This is a genomic window from Nostoc sp. S13 (assembly GCF_029379315.1).
Lineage (GTDB): Bacteria > Cyanobacteriota > Cyanobacteriia > Cyanobacteriales > Nostocaceae > Nostoc.
Map to the genome: position 1 here is coordinate 1 of NZ_JAQYWQ010000073.1, position 14,713 is coordinate 14,713.

Annotated in this window: 10 protein-coding genes and 1 pseudogene; 7 read left to right on the forward strand and 4 right to left on the reverse strand. The window is 42.9% G+C overall.

What is annotated here, in order from left to right; genetic code table 11:
• Positions 1-358: 358 nt before the first annotated feature.
• Positions 359-946, reverse strand: coding sequence for an RICIN domain-containing protein (locus tag PUQ00_RS20805; protein WP_300420200.1), 588 nt, complete (start codon positions 944-946; stop codon positions 359-361).
• A gap of 479 nt (positions 947-1,425) precedes the next feature.
• Complete coding sequence (locus PUQ00_RS20810; RefSeq protein WP_300420202.1) at positions 1,426-1,803, reverse strand: hypothetical protein; 378 nt, start codon at positions 1,801-1,803, stop codon at positions 1,426-1,428.
• Between the two features lie 460 nt (positions 1,804-2,263).
• On the opposite strand from PUQ00_RS20810, the gene glsA reads away from it, so the two are divergent.
• Positions 2,264-3,178 carry a glutaminase A gene (glsA, locus tag PUQ00_RS20815; protein WP_300420205.1) on the forward strand — a complete coding sequence of 305 codons (915 nt, stop codon included), beginning with the start codon at positions 2,264-2,266 and terminating at the stop codon, positions 3,176-3,178.
• Here glsA and PUQ00_RS20820 read toward each other — a convergent pair.
• Together PUQ00_RS20820 and PUQ00_RS20825 are read right to left on the reverse strand one after the other, a co-directional pair.
• A complete protein-coding gene (locus PUQ00_RS20820; protein ID WP_300420207.1) occupies positions 3,161-4,960 on the reverse strand; it encodes an ATP-binding protein in 1,800 nt (599 codons plus the stop codon). The genes glsA and PUQ00_RS20820 overlap by 18 nt on opposite strands.
• Positions 4,961-5,205: 245 nt before the next feature.
• Positions 5,206-6,807 (reverse strand): hypothetical protein, encoded by a 1,602-nt coding sequence (locus PUQ00_RS20825; protein ID WP_300420209.1) that lies wholly within the window; start codon positions 6,805-6,807, stop codon positions 5,206-5,208.
• Between the two features lie 537 nt (positions 6,808-7,344).
• Here PUQ00_RS20825 and psaA point away from each other — a divergent pair.
• The 6 genes and pseudogenes from psaA (at position 7,345) to PUQ00_RS32890 (ending at position 14,697) form a co-directional block, all read left to right on the forward strand.
• Entirely contained in the window at positions 7,345-9,603 is a 2,259-nt protein-coding gene (gene psaA / locus PUQ00_RS20830; RefSeq protein WP_300420212.1) for a photosystem I core protein PsaA, read from the forward strand.
• A gap of 169 nt (positions 9,604-9,772) precedes the next feature.
• On the forward strand, positions 9,773-11,998 hold the full coding sequence (gene psaB, locus PUQ00_RS20835) for a photosystem I core protein PsaB (protein ID WP_300420227.1): 2,226 nt from the start codon (positions 9,773-9,775) through the stop codon (positions 11,996-11,998).
• A 136-nt stretch (positions 11,999-12,134) separates the two neighbouring features.
• Complete coding sequence (locus PUQ00_RS20840) at positions 12,135-13,490, forward strand: ParA family protein (RefSeq protein ID WP_300420229.1); 1,356 nt, start codon at positions 12,135-12,137, stop codon at positions 13,488-13,490.
• Between the two features lie 2 nt (positions 13,491-13,492).
• The gene (locus tag PUQ00_RS20845; RefSeq protein WP_300420231.1) at positions 13,493-14,038 is read left to right on the forward strand and encodes a hypothetical protein; all 546 of its coding nucleotides are present in this window, start codon (positions 13,493-13,495) and stop codon (positions 14,036-14,038) included.
• A 51-nt stretch (positions 14,039-14,089) separates the two neighbouring features.
• Positions 14,090-14,320, forward strand: a complete 231-nt coding sequence (locus PUQ00_RS20850; RefSeq protein WP_300420233.1) for a DUF433 domain-containing protein — start codon at positions 14,090-14,092, stop codon at positions 14,318-14,320.
• 5 nt (positions 14,321-14,325) lie between these two features.
• Positions 14,326-14,697: pseudogene (locus PUQ00_RS32890) on the forward strand (DUF5615 family PIN-like protein).
• Positions 14,698-14,713: the final 16 nt, after the last annotated feature.

Here is a 14,713-nt window from a genome sequence, read left to right on the forward strand (position 1 = left end):
TATTCATCCACCAGTCGTACAGAATTCATTCTGAATTCTGACTCCTGACTCCTGAATTCTGTTCGGTAAAATAGTAAGTGTTGAGGGGATAAAAAATCATCGGTGTGAATCTGATTGAGCAATTGAAGCAAGTGGAAGATTTTAGAACTTCAGATTGACAAATATCCTTATTCTTGTCAGGGTAAACGCATCAAAATTAGATATGTAGAGGGTTATAATTTTGCTAGTATTTTATGCGATCGCAACATCGACGGTACTATGCAGAGATTTTATAAGTAGCAATATTTTTCGCTACGAATTTACGAAATCCTGTATTTTGGCTTTGGGCAACTGATCCGGTTTCACTTAAGCAGTATTCTTAAAAACTTGGTTGCCACCGCCACCTCTGATCTGAGCTTCTACCGGAACCGCTAAATCCAGATAGTTCGCAATCAGAAAGTATTAACGCCGTACCATTAGCTGTGCCAGGATCTCCAAATACAGCAATGCATTTGTCGGATAATCCATTTCTGAGAAATCCTGCACCAATATATTCCCACCTCTGATCTGTCGTACTACCGGAACTGCTAAATCCAGATAGTTCGCAATCAAAAAGTTGCAACAGCGCACCCTTAGTTGTGCCCGGCTGTCCAAATACATCAATGCATTTGTTGGATAATTTATTTCTGATAAATCCTCCACGAATAAATTCCCATTTCTGATCTGTGATTCTACCGGAAGCGTTAAATCCAGATAGTTCACAATCCGAAAGTATCAATTGCGTACCATTAGCTGTGCCAGGATCTCCAGCTACATCAATGCACTTGTTTGATAGTTCGTTTATGATAAACATTCCCCCCACTTGTGCAATAGCATTTTTATTTTCTAGAACACAAGTTGCTCCCCATAACAGCGACCCGACTAAGCCAACTGCGATCGCTGTACGCTTTTTTAAATTAGGTTTCATAAGTTTTTTCTCCTTGAGCGTTAAATTGATAAGAAACATTGTTTTTACATTTTTTTGCCACAAGGCAATTTAAATTAAAAAATGGGAATGCGATCTCTCAATTCTTGATTAGACCTCTTGCATAAATGCTTAAATTGTCATATTGAGCGGAGCGAAACATCTGGTGAGATTCTTCTTTCCACTGCGTTCTGCTCAGAATGATATTCCTGATTTTGGGACTTTTGCAAGAGGTCTATTATGTCTAAGTCTCAAGAGTAAGAGTAATCTTTTTGTCTCCTCAGAGTGACAAAAGAGAGATATCCTCGCCCAGCGCGAAACTTCCTTGTGCGGGACTGGCTCAAGAGATTCAAAACTGCTGACGAAATCAGAATGATCAGCAAATATTAAAACATTGGATTAAGCAAGGCAGCTTATCTGTTGGTATTCGATGCCCATACAGCAACATGAGGACTTTTATAAATTACCAAGTTTCCATCATCTTAAACTTCGAGACGACAACTATAACCCTGCCCATCTGTATTACTTGCCCACACAGGCTTTCCACTATAATTATAACTGACTAAATTACAGTCGGTTTGCATAATCGTGTAGTAAACTGATAGGCCATCCTTGTTTGATGCCCACAGAGGAATCTTGTAATAATAAAGAACAAAGTTTCCATCAGATTGCTGTATAGCTTTAAATGCCCCATTATGTGAAATCAAGTATTGATTAGCGAATAAGTATTCGCCTGTGTAAAGGGTAGATGTACCAGTACCCGCTAGAGCCTTGTTTTGTTGAATAAGCAACGCAGCTTGTGATGAAATTGCAAATGCTGTCGTTAAACCTAGAATTTTTGAGAGTTTAGATAATTTCACAAACCTACCTCCAATAAAGTTCTTTTTTCTGTAAACACTGCTGAAATGCGATAGCGGTAAAGTCGCGCAATTAAGTAGTCCTTACAAAAGAGTGCAGGGACGAAAAATATTGCGCTTTGAGGTTCAAAACAAAAAACAACGACCAAGACATCATTGCAGGTTATAGATGTTAACCTTGGTCTTTCTACGGTATTAGAAGGCCTTAATCAACTTCCAAGTCCAATACGGTTTAGTTAAGGCTAAAACTATTTGTGAAAGTCAATTTTTTTAACGTAGACGCGGAGCAGCTTACCGCAGTCTACCGCCATTTCTACGAGATGCTTCCGCCAACGCGCAGCGTCTCGCAGAGAACGATGCAAAGGATGTAAAGAGAAAGAAAAGATGGTTAACTAAACTGTACTTGGTAGCTAGTATACTGTTAGTTGCTCTTTAATAAATGAACTTATAGAAAATTTATACTTTGAAAGGACTTGAAAAACTAACTACTACGAAGTTATCAGTTTGGATACAACAAGCTAAAATCCAAGCTGAACGAGGACAAATTACCGATCGCATCCCATTATTAGCTTTAGCTGATCCTGGTTGGTTTGCAGTTTACATCTGCTGTGAATCAGGGAAAACTATCAGTTTTGGGGATACAGCTTGTGTTTTCTCGCTAATGAGCGTGATTAAGCCATTTTCTCTACTTTATCTGCTAGAACTTTTTGGCGCAGAAACAGTTTTTGGGTGGGTTGGAGTGGAACCATCGGATGCACCCTTCAATTCTTTAGAACAACTAATTAGCGATCGCGGACGTCCCCGCAACCCGATGATTAATAGTGGTGCAATTACTCTGTCTGATAAGTTACCAGGAAAGGACGCTAATCAACGCACTTTTTTATTTTGTCAATGGCTCAACCAATTAGCAGGTTGTCAACTAAGGTTAGATGAGGTAATGCTGGCTTCGGTGCGATTAACACGCTCAACAGCTAACGAAGCGATCGCTAATTATCTCGCCGAAACAGGTCATCTAGAAAATCTGGAAACTACACTTGACACCTACGAGCAAATATGCTGTATATCTGGGCGAGTTGAAGATTTAGCCTTGTTAGGAAAACTCCTAACTTGTGAAAATGGCTGTCTATCAGCACAAAACCGTAGACTTGTCAACGCTGTGATGTTAACTTGTGGATTGTACGAAGCTTCTGCCCAGTTTGCAGTTAAAGTTGGTTTACCGATGAAATCAGGGATTGGTGGTGGACTTGTAGCAATAGTACCAGGTGAGGGAGCGATCGCTTGTTATAGTCCTGGGTTGGATGCCGTAGGAAATCCGGTAGTGGGGCTTGCCTTTGTTGAGGCTTTATCGCAAAAGTTAGAGTTAAGCATTTTCGGATAAATGCTGCTTTTGAATCGGAAGAGAAATGATGAATTCTGTACCACTACCCAGCTCAGATTTACAAATTAGTTGTCCTCCGTGTTTTTCGACTACAATCTGATGACTAATCGAAAGTCCCATACCAGTGCCAACGCCTCTGGCTTTAGTAGTGAAGAACGTCTCAAAAATTCTTTCTTGAACATCAGGGGGAATACCAGAAGCATTATCAGCAATGCGGACAACTACCCAGTTTTTATCCTTAACTTCAGTAGCGATCATAATTCGTGGGGAGTCCTGAGTATTTTGCTGTTCCTCCAAGGCATCAAGGGCATTGTTGATAATATTCATGAACACTTGATATAGCGAACTAGAAAAACCTTGAATATTAGGAACATCACCGTAGAAACGCTCAATCGTAATACCCTTTTTGATGCGGCTACTGAGGATGAGTAGCGTACTCTCAATGCATTCATGCAAATTGACCGGATGTGTTTCTGCTTCATCCAAGCGAGAGAAGTTTTTCAAGCTTAAGACAATTTGCCGCACACGAGCAGCACCAAATTTCATCGACTGCAAAAGTTTGGGTAAATCTTCTTCTACAAATTCTGCATCAATTTCTGTAGCGTAGGCTTGCACTGCTAGAGGTGGATTAGGCACTTCTTGGCGATAAGTTTGTAGCAATGCTAATAAATCGTCTACGTGTTGAATAGCCGGATCTAAGTTGCCGTAAATAAAATTCACCGGATTATTAATTTCGTGAGCAATCCCAGCTACCATTCGTCCTAAGCTGGACATTTTCTCACTTTGGAGCAATTGGGATTCTTGCATTTGCTGCTGACGAAAGGCGGTAGCTTGTTGTTCTTGCAGTAGACATTTAACTCTATGCAAAACTTGGTTAAATGCAATAGCAAGTATCCCAATTTCATCTGTGGTCATCACAGGTGCTTGCAGGTCAAAGTTAGATTCTTTGGTGACTCGCTGCGCCATATTCGTCAGCACTTCGACTGGATGAGTAATGGTTCGACTTGTAAACAAAGCTAAAAGAGTAGCAATCATAACTGACAACAGAATGCTGGCAGCCATGATTTGAAACCGTATTTGTACTGCTGTCTTTAACGTCGTCGTCGCTGCTTTTAAGTCGCCATAAGAAGCATTAATGATAGTAACCAGTTCATCGGAGATACCGTCAAACTTGAGTGCTAACTCACTGTTAGTAAACTTTAACAGTCGTTGTTGGGCGATCGCAATTTTTTTGTCAGTTAGAGGGGATAGATCAATTTGCTTAAATAGCTCCTCAAGTTGCTGGATATAAGTTTCTGATACACCATCATAAGTTTTTAGAAGCAGGGGAATATTTTCATAGTGCTTTTCCTTCGCATAATCGGCAGTTTTAATATAGGCTTGTATTTCAGGTAAAACCCGCTCAATTTCAGCTATATGCAAAATAATATGTTTATATTCATCCCTGTATAAGTCTGGGGTCGCTGTCAAGGGAATGAGTTGCTGTTGGTGCGCCCGAGTCTGGAGGATACCTGCCTGGAAGCGATGAAGCAAATTGATTTCCTTAAAAGCGTTTTGTTGCTGCTGCAACGCCTGTCCTTGATAGTAGTCTCCAAAGATTAACCCAATCATGCTTCCTAAAATTCCAGCACTGAGGGCAAGAGCATAGCCACATTTAATCTTGTTACCAATACTCAAACCATTGGTAACTCCTATAAACCACCCTTTTTGGCTCGACTGTCCGAAAGCAACATCGCCGGAAAGTGGTACAAAATCTGAACCTGGAGTTTTTTGGGAAACCATAGTAATTCTAACTAAGCAATAAAAGCTAATCCTTACTTAGAATTCCCTAGTTGTTCTGCAAAAGTAAAAATTCTGAAACTTTCTTTATTGCCCTAAAATTCGTCCCACACTTCCCTTATCTACGAGACGCTTCGCGAACGGGTAAGATGTGGAACAAATTTTGGATGAAGCTAAATCCTGTTTTATAGCTGTTGCACTTTTTTTTCAGGGAATTCAGCCGATAGAGGTGTTACCCTTACCCCTAGCTATGATTCAGGTTTAGTTTCTGCTGATGGTGCAATTTTTTCTAATGCTGGAGACTCAATAATCTCTGGCACCGTCGGTGGCAAACTAGGAGATGGTGCAATTGTTACTTGTGGAGTAGGTGTCTTGCCCGTTCGACGGTTAAAAAATCCGCCAAATCTAGGTTTTGTTGGCTGAGGCGCGACTTTTTCAGGTAACGGCGTTGATTCAGGAGTTGGCGTTACCTCTGGCTGTGGCTCTAGTGTTGGCGTAATTATTTCTGGTGCTGGAGACTCAATAATCTCTGGCAGCGTGGGTGGCAAACTAGGAGATGGTGCAACTGGTGCTTCTGGGGTGGTTATCTTGCCCGCGCGACGGTTAAAAAATCCGCCAAATCTAGATTTTGTTGACTGAGGCGCAACTTTTTCAGGCAACGGCGTTGATTCAGGAGTTGGTGTAATTGTTTCTGGTGCTGGAGACTCAATAATCTCTGGGGGTGTTGGGGACAAACTGGGAGATGGTACAGCCGTTGGAACTTCTAATTTTGGTTGTTCTGGCTGTGTTTTGGATTCTTTTGGAACTTCAGTTTCAGGAATGGGCTGTTTTTCTAGCTGCGGTTGTATCTGGGGTGTTTTTTCAACAGATGGCGTGGGAGTGAGTCTATAATTCGGGTCTACAACGGGGCGCACCTCATCTGCTGTAAGTTCTCCTCTAACAATTTTGGATAGAGTATCTTTACCCTTTGGCTGGTAGTCAATCAATCTAACTGTGGTATTAAAGGCGTTTTTGACAGCATTTCCCTGATTATCGAGAAATTCCAATTTTACCCAGTTTTTTCCTGGACGGAAGCCTTTAAGATAAACTGCTTGCCAGCGATCAAAAATAAAGCTTTCACCATTAATTGTGGAGCGGATGCGCCAATCACTAAATTTGTCGTTAGCGTTGTCCTTCCCCACCAGATGCAGAGGAGCGTTAGTTAGGTAAAAGTCCAGTAAGATTGGTTCTGCTCCGTAGCTACTTTGAGGACGGCTATAAGTTAGCAGGGGTAATTTGGGATCTGGGTTGTTGTCGTCGGTTTTGGTAAAGACGTGAAATGTTGTTTGGGCATAAGCGCCTTCATTCTTAAAGCTTTCATGCCAAGGACGGGAGGCAAAGACGCGCAGGGTATGAGTACCTGGAGACAAGTCTGGCAAAACCAAGGGCTGATTCAGGTCGTAAACCGGGATATAAGGTTGGTTATCCAGAATTACATGTAGATGGGGCCCAAGTTGTAATTCTGGGTCTTTAAATATTGGTAGATCCTTAACCTGAAAACTGGCTGTGACTTTGTTATCTTGGAAAACTTCATCAGGTTGTGGAGTCACAATTGTCACTTGTGGCTGATAAACTTCCAAGATTGGACGCAGTTCTTGAATCACAGATGGTGGGGAAATTTCGGAAAATTGCTTTGAAATTTGAGAAATCTCTGGGGGGTTTTCTCTATAGCCAATAGATACTTCCTGGCTATCGGCTTTCTCGCTACAACTAGTCAAGCTTAATACTAGCACCAATGTCATTACCCACCTGAGAAGCGGGAATCTCTCAGGGAGGAGCTTCTCTAATACCCTTTTCTGCCACGAGTTCATGCGTTGCACCCAGTGATAGTCTTCGACAATTGACTAGATTATTTTGGCTCAAACTGTCCATAGGGAACTATAGCCCAAAAGGTGAAATCTGCCTCACATCCCATAAGTATTCCTGTGGATCTGAGGAAATTTTCCAAAAACCATATTACTTACAGCTTTTTACTTATGAAAATTGAAACATGACACAAATATTCACAAGCAATAGCAGTAAAAGCTAGAACATCGGCTATATACAGCCAAACCATAAATTTTACGAATTGTTATTCTTTGTAAATTAAATGGATAATCTATTGACTTTTGGACAAATAGTTTGAAGTTAAAAGCCAGATTAGGCCCGAATTTCAGCAATATTTGAGCAAGTTTGAATTATTGTTAAAATATCTCTAACAATGTACAAGTGAAGACTCTATAATTCAACGAGAAACAACTATCCACATCGGGTCTTCATCGCGACTTCAGTAAAATTCTGGAGTATGCGGGAATATTTCATTTTGTGGTATTTATGATTCCTCATTCCTTATCAAGAGAGGAGGTCGAATGACAATAAGTCCTCCGGAGCGAGAGGAAAAAAAGGCAAGAGTAATCGTCGATAACGACCCCGTTCCTACCTCATTCGAGAGATGGGCACAACCTGGGCACTTTGACAGATCCTTAGCCAGAGGTCCCAAAACCACCACATGGATTTGGAACCTGCACGCACTCGCCCATGATTTTGATACGCATACAAGCGATTTAGAAGACATCTCCCGCAAGATATTCTCAGCCCACTTCGGCCACTTAGCCGTAGTGACAATCTGGTTGAGCGGGATGATTTTTCACGGCGCGAAGTTTTCTAACTACGAAGCTTGGCTAAGCGACCCGTTGAACGTTAAGCCTAGTGCCCAAGTTGTTTGGCCCATTGTCGGACAAGACATTTTAAACGGTGATGTTGGCGGTGGTTTCCACGGGATTCAAATCACCTCCGGTTTGTTCCAAGTATGGCGTGGCTGGGGAATTACACACTCCTTCCAGCTTTATGTAACTGCGATCGGTGGCTTGGTATTAGCAGGCTTATTCCTATTTGCCGGCTGGTTCCACTACCACAAACGCGCTCCCAAACTGGAATGGTTCCAGAATGTGGAATCGATGTTGAATCACCACTTGCAAGTATTGCTAGGTTGTGGTTCCTTGGGATGGGCAGGTCACTTAATCCACGTGTCCGCACCGACCAACAAGCTTTTGGATGCAGGCGTTGCTCTCAAAGACATACCCTTGCCCCACGAGTTCATCTTGAACAAAGACTTGTTGACCGAGCTGTATCCCGGCTTTGCTGGTGGTTTAGCACCTTTCTTCACCTTGAATTGGGGTCAGTATGCTGACTTCCTTACCTTCAAGGGCGGTCTGAACCCAGTAACAGGCGGCTTGTGGTTGACTGATATTTCCCATCACCACTTAGCGATCGCAGTTCTGTTTATCATTGCTGGTCATCAGTACCGTACCAACTGGGGTATTGGTCACAGCATTAAAGAGATCCTAGAAAACCACAAAGGTCCTTTCACCGGTGAAGGTCACAAAGGTCTCTACGAAAACCTGACCACATCTTGGCACGCTCAGTTGGCTACTAACCTGGCCTTCTTGGGTTCGCTGACCATCATCATCGCGCATCACATGTACGCGATGCCCCCCTATCCATACTTGGCAACTGACTACGCTACGCAGTTGTGCATATTCACCCACCATATGTGGATCGGTGGCTTCTTGATTGTGGGTGGAGCGGCTCACGCTGCAATATTCATGGTGCGGGATTACGATCCAGTTGTGAACCAAAACAACGTGCTGGATCGGGTAATTCGTCACCGGGATGCGATTATTTCTCATCTAAACTGGGTGTCTATTTTCCTCGGCTTCCATAGCTTTGGACTTTACATCCACAACGACACAATGCGAGCATTGGGTCGTCCTCAAGACTTGTTCTCTGATACAGGAATTCAATTGCAGCCAGTATTTGCCCAGTGGATACAAAATATCCACGCCTTGGCTCCTGGTACAACTGCACCTAATGCCCTAGAACCAGTTAGCTATGTCTTTGGCGGCGGTATTTTGGCTGTTGGCGGTAAAGTGGCAGCTGCACCCATTGTTTTGGGCACAGCGGACTTCCTAATTCACCACATTCACGCCTTCACCATTCACGTCACCGTCCTAATTCTGCTCAAAGGTGTGCTATACGCCCGTAGCTCTCGTCTGATTCCAGACAAAGCTAACCTGGGCTTCCGCTTCCCCTGCGACGGTCCTGGTCGTGGCGGTACATGTCAAGTGTCTGGTTGGGATCACGTATTCCTCGGACTTTTCTGGATGTACAACTCCATATCGATTGTAATTTTCCACTTCAGTTGGAAGATGCAATCAGATGTCTGGGGAACCGTAGATGCAGATGGTACTGTGACTCACATCACTGGTGGTAACTTTGCCCAAAGCGCCATCACCATCAACGGTTGGTTGCGAGACTTCTTGTGGGCACAAGCTACACAAGTCATCAATTCCTATGGCAGTGCGCTATCTGCCTATGGTCTACTCTTCTTAGGCGCTCACTTTGTCTGGGCATTCAGCTTGATGTTCCTGTTCAGTGGTCGCGGCTACTGGCAAGAACTGATTGAGTCCATTGTTTGGGCGCATAACAAACTGAAGGTAGCACCAGCAATTCAGCCTCGCGCTCTGAGTATCATTCAGGGTCGAGCTGTAGGGGTAGCTCACTACCTCTTGGGAGGAATTGCCACAACTTGGGCGTTCTTCCATGCACACATCCTTTCAGTAGGGTAGAAATCAGCTTCCTAAAAGTTAGGAGTTAGGAGTAGAGACGCGATTAATCGCGTCTGTACAGGAGTTAGGGGTTAAGAATAAAAATTTAAAACTCATAACTTTCAACTTATAACTCCTAACTATCCCAGCTGGTACTTGATGGCTAAAGGTCAGAGGATTCATTAAACCTATGGCGACAAAATTTCCCAAATTTAGCCAGGATCTCGCACAGGACCCGACGACTCGTCGGATATGGTATGCGATCGCTACAGGCAACGACTTTGAAACCCATGATGGCATGACGGAAGAAAATCTTTACCAAAAGATTTTCGCAACTCACTTCGGTCACTTGGCAATCATCTTCCTGTGGGCATCCAGCCTCCTGTTCCACGTAGCCTGGCAAGGTAACTTTGAACAGTGGATTAAAGATCCCCTTCATATCCGTCCCATCGCCCACGCGATTTGGGACCCCCACTTCGGTAAACCAGCGATCGAAGCTTTTACCCAAGCTGGCGCTAGCAATCCGGTAAACATTACCTACTCTGGTCTCTACCATTGGTGGTATACCATCGGAATGCGGACGAACGGCGAACTGTACAACGGTTCAGTGTTCTTGCTGTTATTCGCGGCGATATTATTGTTCGCTGGTTGGCTGCACTTGCAACCCAAGTACCGTCCTAGCCTGGCATGGTTTAAGAGCGCTGAACATCGCCTAAACCACCACTTAGCAGGTTTGTTTGGTGTTAGTTCTTTGGCTTGGGCTGGTCACTTAATTCACGTTGCTGTCCCCGAAGCTCGCGGTCAGCACGTAGGTTGGGATAACTTCCTGAATACCCCACCCCACCCAGCAGGTTTGACACCATTCTTTACAGGCAACTGGGGTGTTTACTCTCAAAACCCTGACACTCCTGGACATATATTCGGGACATCGCAAGGTGCAGGAACTGCAATTCTGAGTTTCTTGGGTGGCTTCCATCCCCAGACAGAAGCTTTGTGGCTGACTGACATAGCTCACCACCACCTAGCGATCGCAGTTCTATTCATCATTGCCGGTCACATGTACCGGACAAACTTTGGGATTGGTCACAGTCTCAAGGAAGCCTTGAATGCCAAGAATTTCTTTGGTATTCCTGTTGAAGGCCCGTTCAACCTACCTCACCAAGGTATCTACGACACCTACAACAACTCCCTGCACTTCCAATTGGGATGGCACTTAGCAGCGTTAGGTGTTGTCACTTCCTGGGTAGCGCAGCACATGTACTCCATGCCTTCCTACGCATTTATTGCGAAGGACTACACAACCCAGGCAGCGTTGTACACGCATCACCAGTATATTGCTGGATTCCTGATGCTTGGTGCTTTTGCTCACGGAGCAATATTCTGGGTACGTGATTACGACCCACAGCAAAACAAGGGTAACGTGCTTGAGCGCGTACTTCAGCACAAAGAAGCGATTATTTCCCACCTCAGCTGGGTATCCCTTTTCTTGGGCTTCCACACCCTTGGTTTGTATGTCCACAATGACGTAGTAGTTGCTTTCGGTACTCCTGAAAAGCAAATCTTGATTGAGCCAGTATTTGCTCAATTCGTCCAAGCTGCTAACGGTAAAGTACTGTACGGTTTAGATACTTTGCTATCTAACCCAGATAGTATTGCTTACACAGCATGGCCCAACTACGCTAACGTGTGGTTGCCAGGCTGGTTAGATGCCATCAATGCTGGTACTAACTCCCTGTTCTTGACAATTGGCCCTGGCGACTTCTTGGTACACCATGCGATCGCTTTGGGTCTGCACACCACCACCTTGATCTTGGTCAAAGGTGCTTTGGATGCCCGTGGTTCTAAGCTGATGCCCGATAAAAAGGACTTCGGCTATGCCTTCCCTTGCGACGGCCCCGGTCGTGGCGGTACTTGCGACATCTCAGCTTGGGATTCCTTCTACCTCGCTACATTCTGGATGCTGAACACCCTTGGTTGGGTTACGTTCTACTGGCATTGGAAACATCTAGGTATTTGGCAAGGCAACGTAGCTCAGTTCAATGAGAACTCTACATATCTCATGGGCTGGTTCCGCGATTACCTCTGGGCTAACTCTGCTCAGTTGATTAACGGTTACAACCCCTACGGCGTGAATAACCTGTCTGTCTGGGCTTGGATGTTCCTGTTCGGACATCTAGTTTGGGCTACTGGCTTCATGTTCTTAATCTCCTGGAGAGGTTACTGGCAAGAGTTGATTGAAACCCTTGTCTGGGCACACGAACGCACTCCTCTAGCTAACCTAGTTCGCTGGAAAGACAAGCCCGTGGCTCTGTCTATTGTTCAAGCTCGTGTAGTTGGTCTAGCTCACTTCACTGTTGGCTACATCGTGACTTACGCCGCGTTCTTGATTGCTTCTACTGCTGGTAAGTTCGGTTAATTGGGCTGCTAGTTTTGTAGATAAGTAAAAAAATCCCCTGCCGCAAGGTGGGGGATTTTATTTACTCATTCATTAATGACTGTTATTGAAATACTATTTATGGGAAGAATAAAAAAGATAGGCTCAGGATTTAAGTATGTCTGAACTTTCTTCAGAGTGGAACAACGAGGCTTATGTATCTCTACATTTGGTTCAAGAAATGCTGCGTATGGCGGGTTTACCATCTCGTAGCGGCTATTCTCATTGGACACCAGAGTTTAAGGTAAAAGTTCCAAGGCTTACCAAAAATAATCTTGTAACGGAAACTGAAAAGGAAGTTGATTTTCTGATAGAAGATTGTGCTAGATATATCAATTTTTTAGTTGAGGTCAAGGCTGCTAATACTAGAATTAATCATGATGCTCGTGTTCAGTTACAAACATATTTAAAATACTCAAAGACAAGATTTGGAGTATTAATTGACCCATTCTCAGTTGAGATATATGAGCATACACAATGGCAATTAAATCTAAGGTATAAACACTTCATACAACATCCTGAGCGAATTCAACCCATAGCAGATTTTATTAAAAATTTCTTAAACACAGTAAAAATGCGTACAATTGCAATTCATACATCGAAGGGAGGAGTTGGTAAAACCACTCTAGTGGTTAATATTGCTTATGAACTGGCAACTCAAGGTAATAGAGTTTTAGTTATTGATTTGGATGACCAGGCCAATGCTAGTTTATCTTTGGGAGTCAACAAAGCTGATAAATTTGATAATGCTTCTAGTTTGGAAGAGTTTGAGCAAATATTAGAATCTTTCAAGGATAGAAAAGAAGTTGTAGAGTTTTTGAAAGACTACGATTTACCAAACTTTAACTATAAAGAATATATATATCCCTCCATCCTTAACCAGATTCTGAATAGGGCTGGCTCTCCTGGAAAAGTTGATGTTTTACCGAGTAGTTACAAGACCATAGATGCTGCCCTTGCTAACTTAGGCGGAATTCGTGAAAAGCGCCTGGACAAAGCGCTCCGACAATCTGATATGGCTAATGATTATGATTACGTGGTTATTGATACTCCTCCTAGTGCGACTACTATCGCTAGCAATGGGTTGTATGCAGCTCAATATGTGCTGATACCATCCCAAATGGAATATCTTTCAGTTTACGGCATCAGAACACCAATCAAACGAGCTAGGGAAGTCCAAGAAGAAAATGGAAAGCGAGGAATGATTATTGGGATTGTTCCAATGATGACTGAAAGAAATGTCAAGCTTCATACTACTATTAAACAATTAGTACAACAAACTTTTAAGGGTATGACAATTATGCCAGAAATCAAGCGAGCTACTGCTGTTGGACAGGCATCTAAGGCACGTCAACCCCTTTCTTTATATGCAGAACAGAATCATGGAGCAGGTGAAGTAGCAAATCAATTTTCCGGCTTAACCAAAGAGATAGTTGCCATAATAAATCAAATTGAAAGTGCTGTAGGAATTTAAAAATGGTAAAACTTTACAAAGGTATTGAAAGTCAACCAAGCCTTATTGTATTACATCAAATAGAGGTAGCTGAAGAAAGTTCCGTAATTTCAAAATCTGTTATTAAAAATGTATCTGAAAATTTGAAAGACTGGGGATTTAACTTCTCTCTACCAATAGTTTGTATAACAAATGAAGAAGATAAATATCACTTATTAACAGGATTACCAATTTACGAGGCAGCTGTTATGGCTGGACTTGAAAGAATTTGGGTATTCCTGATTGCAAGCCAGCAGGTAGATGCAGAGAAAGCTATAGAACAAGCTCTTTTGCAGTCAAAGTTGAATGAAAGGATCATAGAACCTCAAGATGTTTCAAAATTCTTGGAATTTATCAATAATAATAAATCTAACTTAACTTTAATATCTGGAGTTAAGGATGCCTATGCAAAACTGATTTCAAATAATCGTCCCTATGTTTCCCAAGAAGATATGCAGAAAAAGCTAGGTGCTAAACGGTCTTTAAAATGGCTACGAGCATATAAGCAAGTGAAAATTTCAAAGGTGTAAACTCAAATAGCGATCACCTAAAATTAAACTTAATTATAAACACTCAAAATCATGACAAACTGGCAAGAACACATTACTCAAAACCCGAATGTATGTCACGGCAAACCGTGCATCAAAGGAACACGCATTATGGTATCAGTCATCCTTGATAACTTTGCCGAGGGGCTGACATTTGAGGAAATTATTCAAGAGTATCCACCACTGGCTTTAGAAGATATCAGAGCAGCTATTGCTTATGCAGCCCAATTAACCAGGGAAGAGGAATTGTTGCCACTGCGATGAATAAAATGACAGTGAAACTCGACGAGAACATGGCACAAACCCACGTCGAGTTTTTGCAGCAAGCTGGTTATAACGCTGACCGTGTGACTGATGAAGGATTGTCTGGTGCTGATGATGAAACTGTTTGAAAGCGAGTTTGTGCTGAGGAACGATTTTTTATCACTCTTGATTTAGATTTCTCTGATATTCGCCGCTTTCCACCAGGCACTCATCCTGGAATTTTACTATTGCATTCGCGTAACCGTAGCTGTCAAGCAGTGCTAGAAATTTTGTATCGTGTTGTACAGGAGCAATCTTTAGAAAAGTTGAAAGGTTGTCTTGTAGTGGCAGATGACATACAGACGCGAATCCGGCGATCGCCTAAAATTAATCTTTAGTTGTCAGCAGTCAAAA

Excerpts from the sequence above, each read along its gene's own strand:
- PUQ00_RS20825 (WP_300420209.1), bottom strand. The coding sequence starts at position 6,807 with ATGAACTCGTGGCAGAAAAGGGTATTAGAGAAGCTCCTCCCTGAGAGA.
- PUQ00_RS20840 (WP_300420229.1), top strand. The coding sequence starts at position 12,135 with ATGTCTGAACTTTCTTCAGAGTGGAACAACGAGGCTTATGTATCTCTA.
- psaB (WP_300420227.1), top strand. The coding sequence starts at position 9,773 with ATGGCGACAAAATTTCCCAAATTTAGCCAGGATCTCGCACAGGACCCG.
- PUQ00_RS20820 (WP_300420207.1), bottom strand. The coding sequence starts at position 4,960 with ATGGTTTCCCAAAAAACTCCAGGTTCAGATTTTGTACCACTTTCCGGC.
- PUQ00_RS20850 (WP_300420233.1), top strand. The coding sequence starts at position 14,090 with ATGACAAACTGGCAAGAACACATTACTCAAAACCCGAATGTATGTCAC.
- PUQ00_RS20805 (WP_300420200.1), bottom strand. The coding sequence starts at position 946 with ATGAAACCTAATTTAAAAAAGCGTACAGCGATCGCAGTTGGCTTAGTC.
- PUQ00_RS20845 (WP_300420231.1), top strand. The coding sequence starts at position 13,493 with ATGGTAAAACTTTACAAAGGTATTGAAAGTCAACCAAGCCTTATTGTA.
- psaA (WP_300420212.1), top strand. The coding sequence starts at position 7,345 with ATGACAATAAGTCCTCCGGAGCGAGAGGAAAAAAAGGCAAGAGTAATC.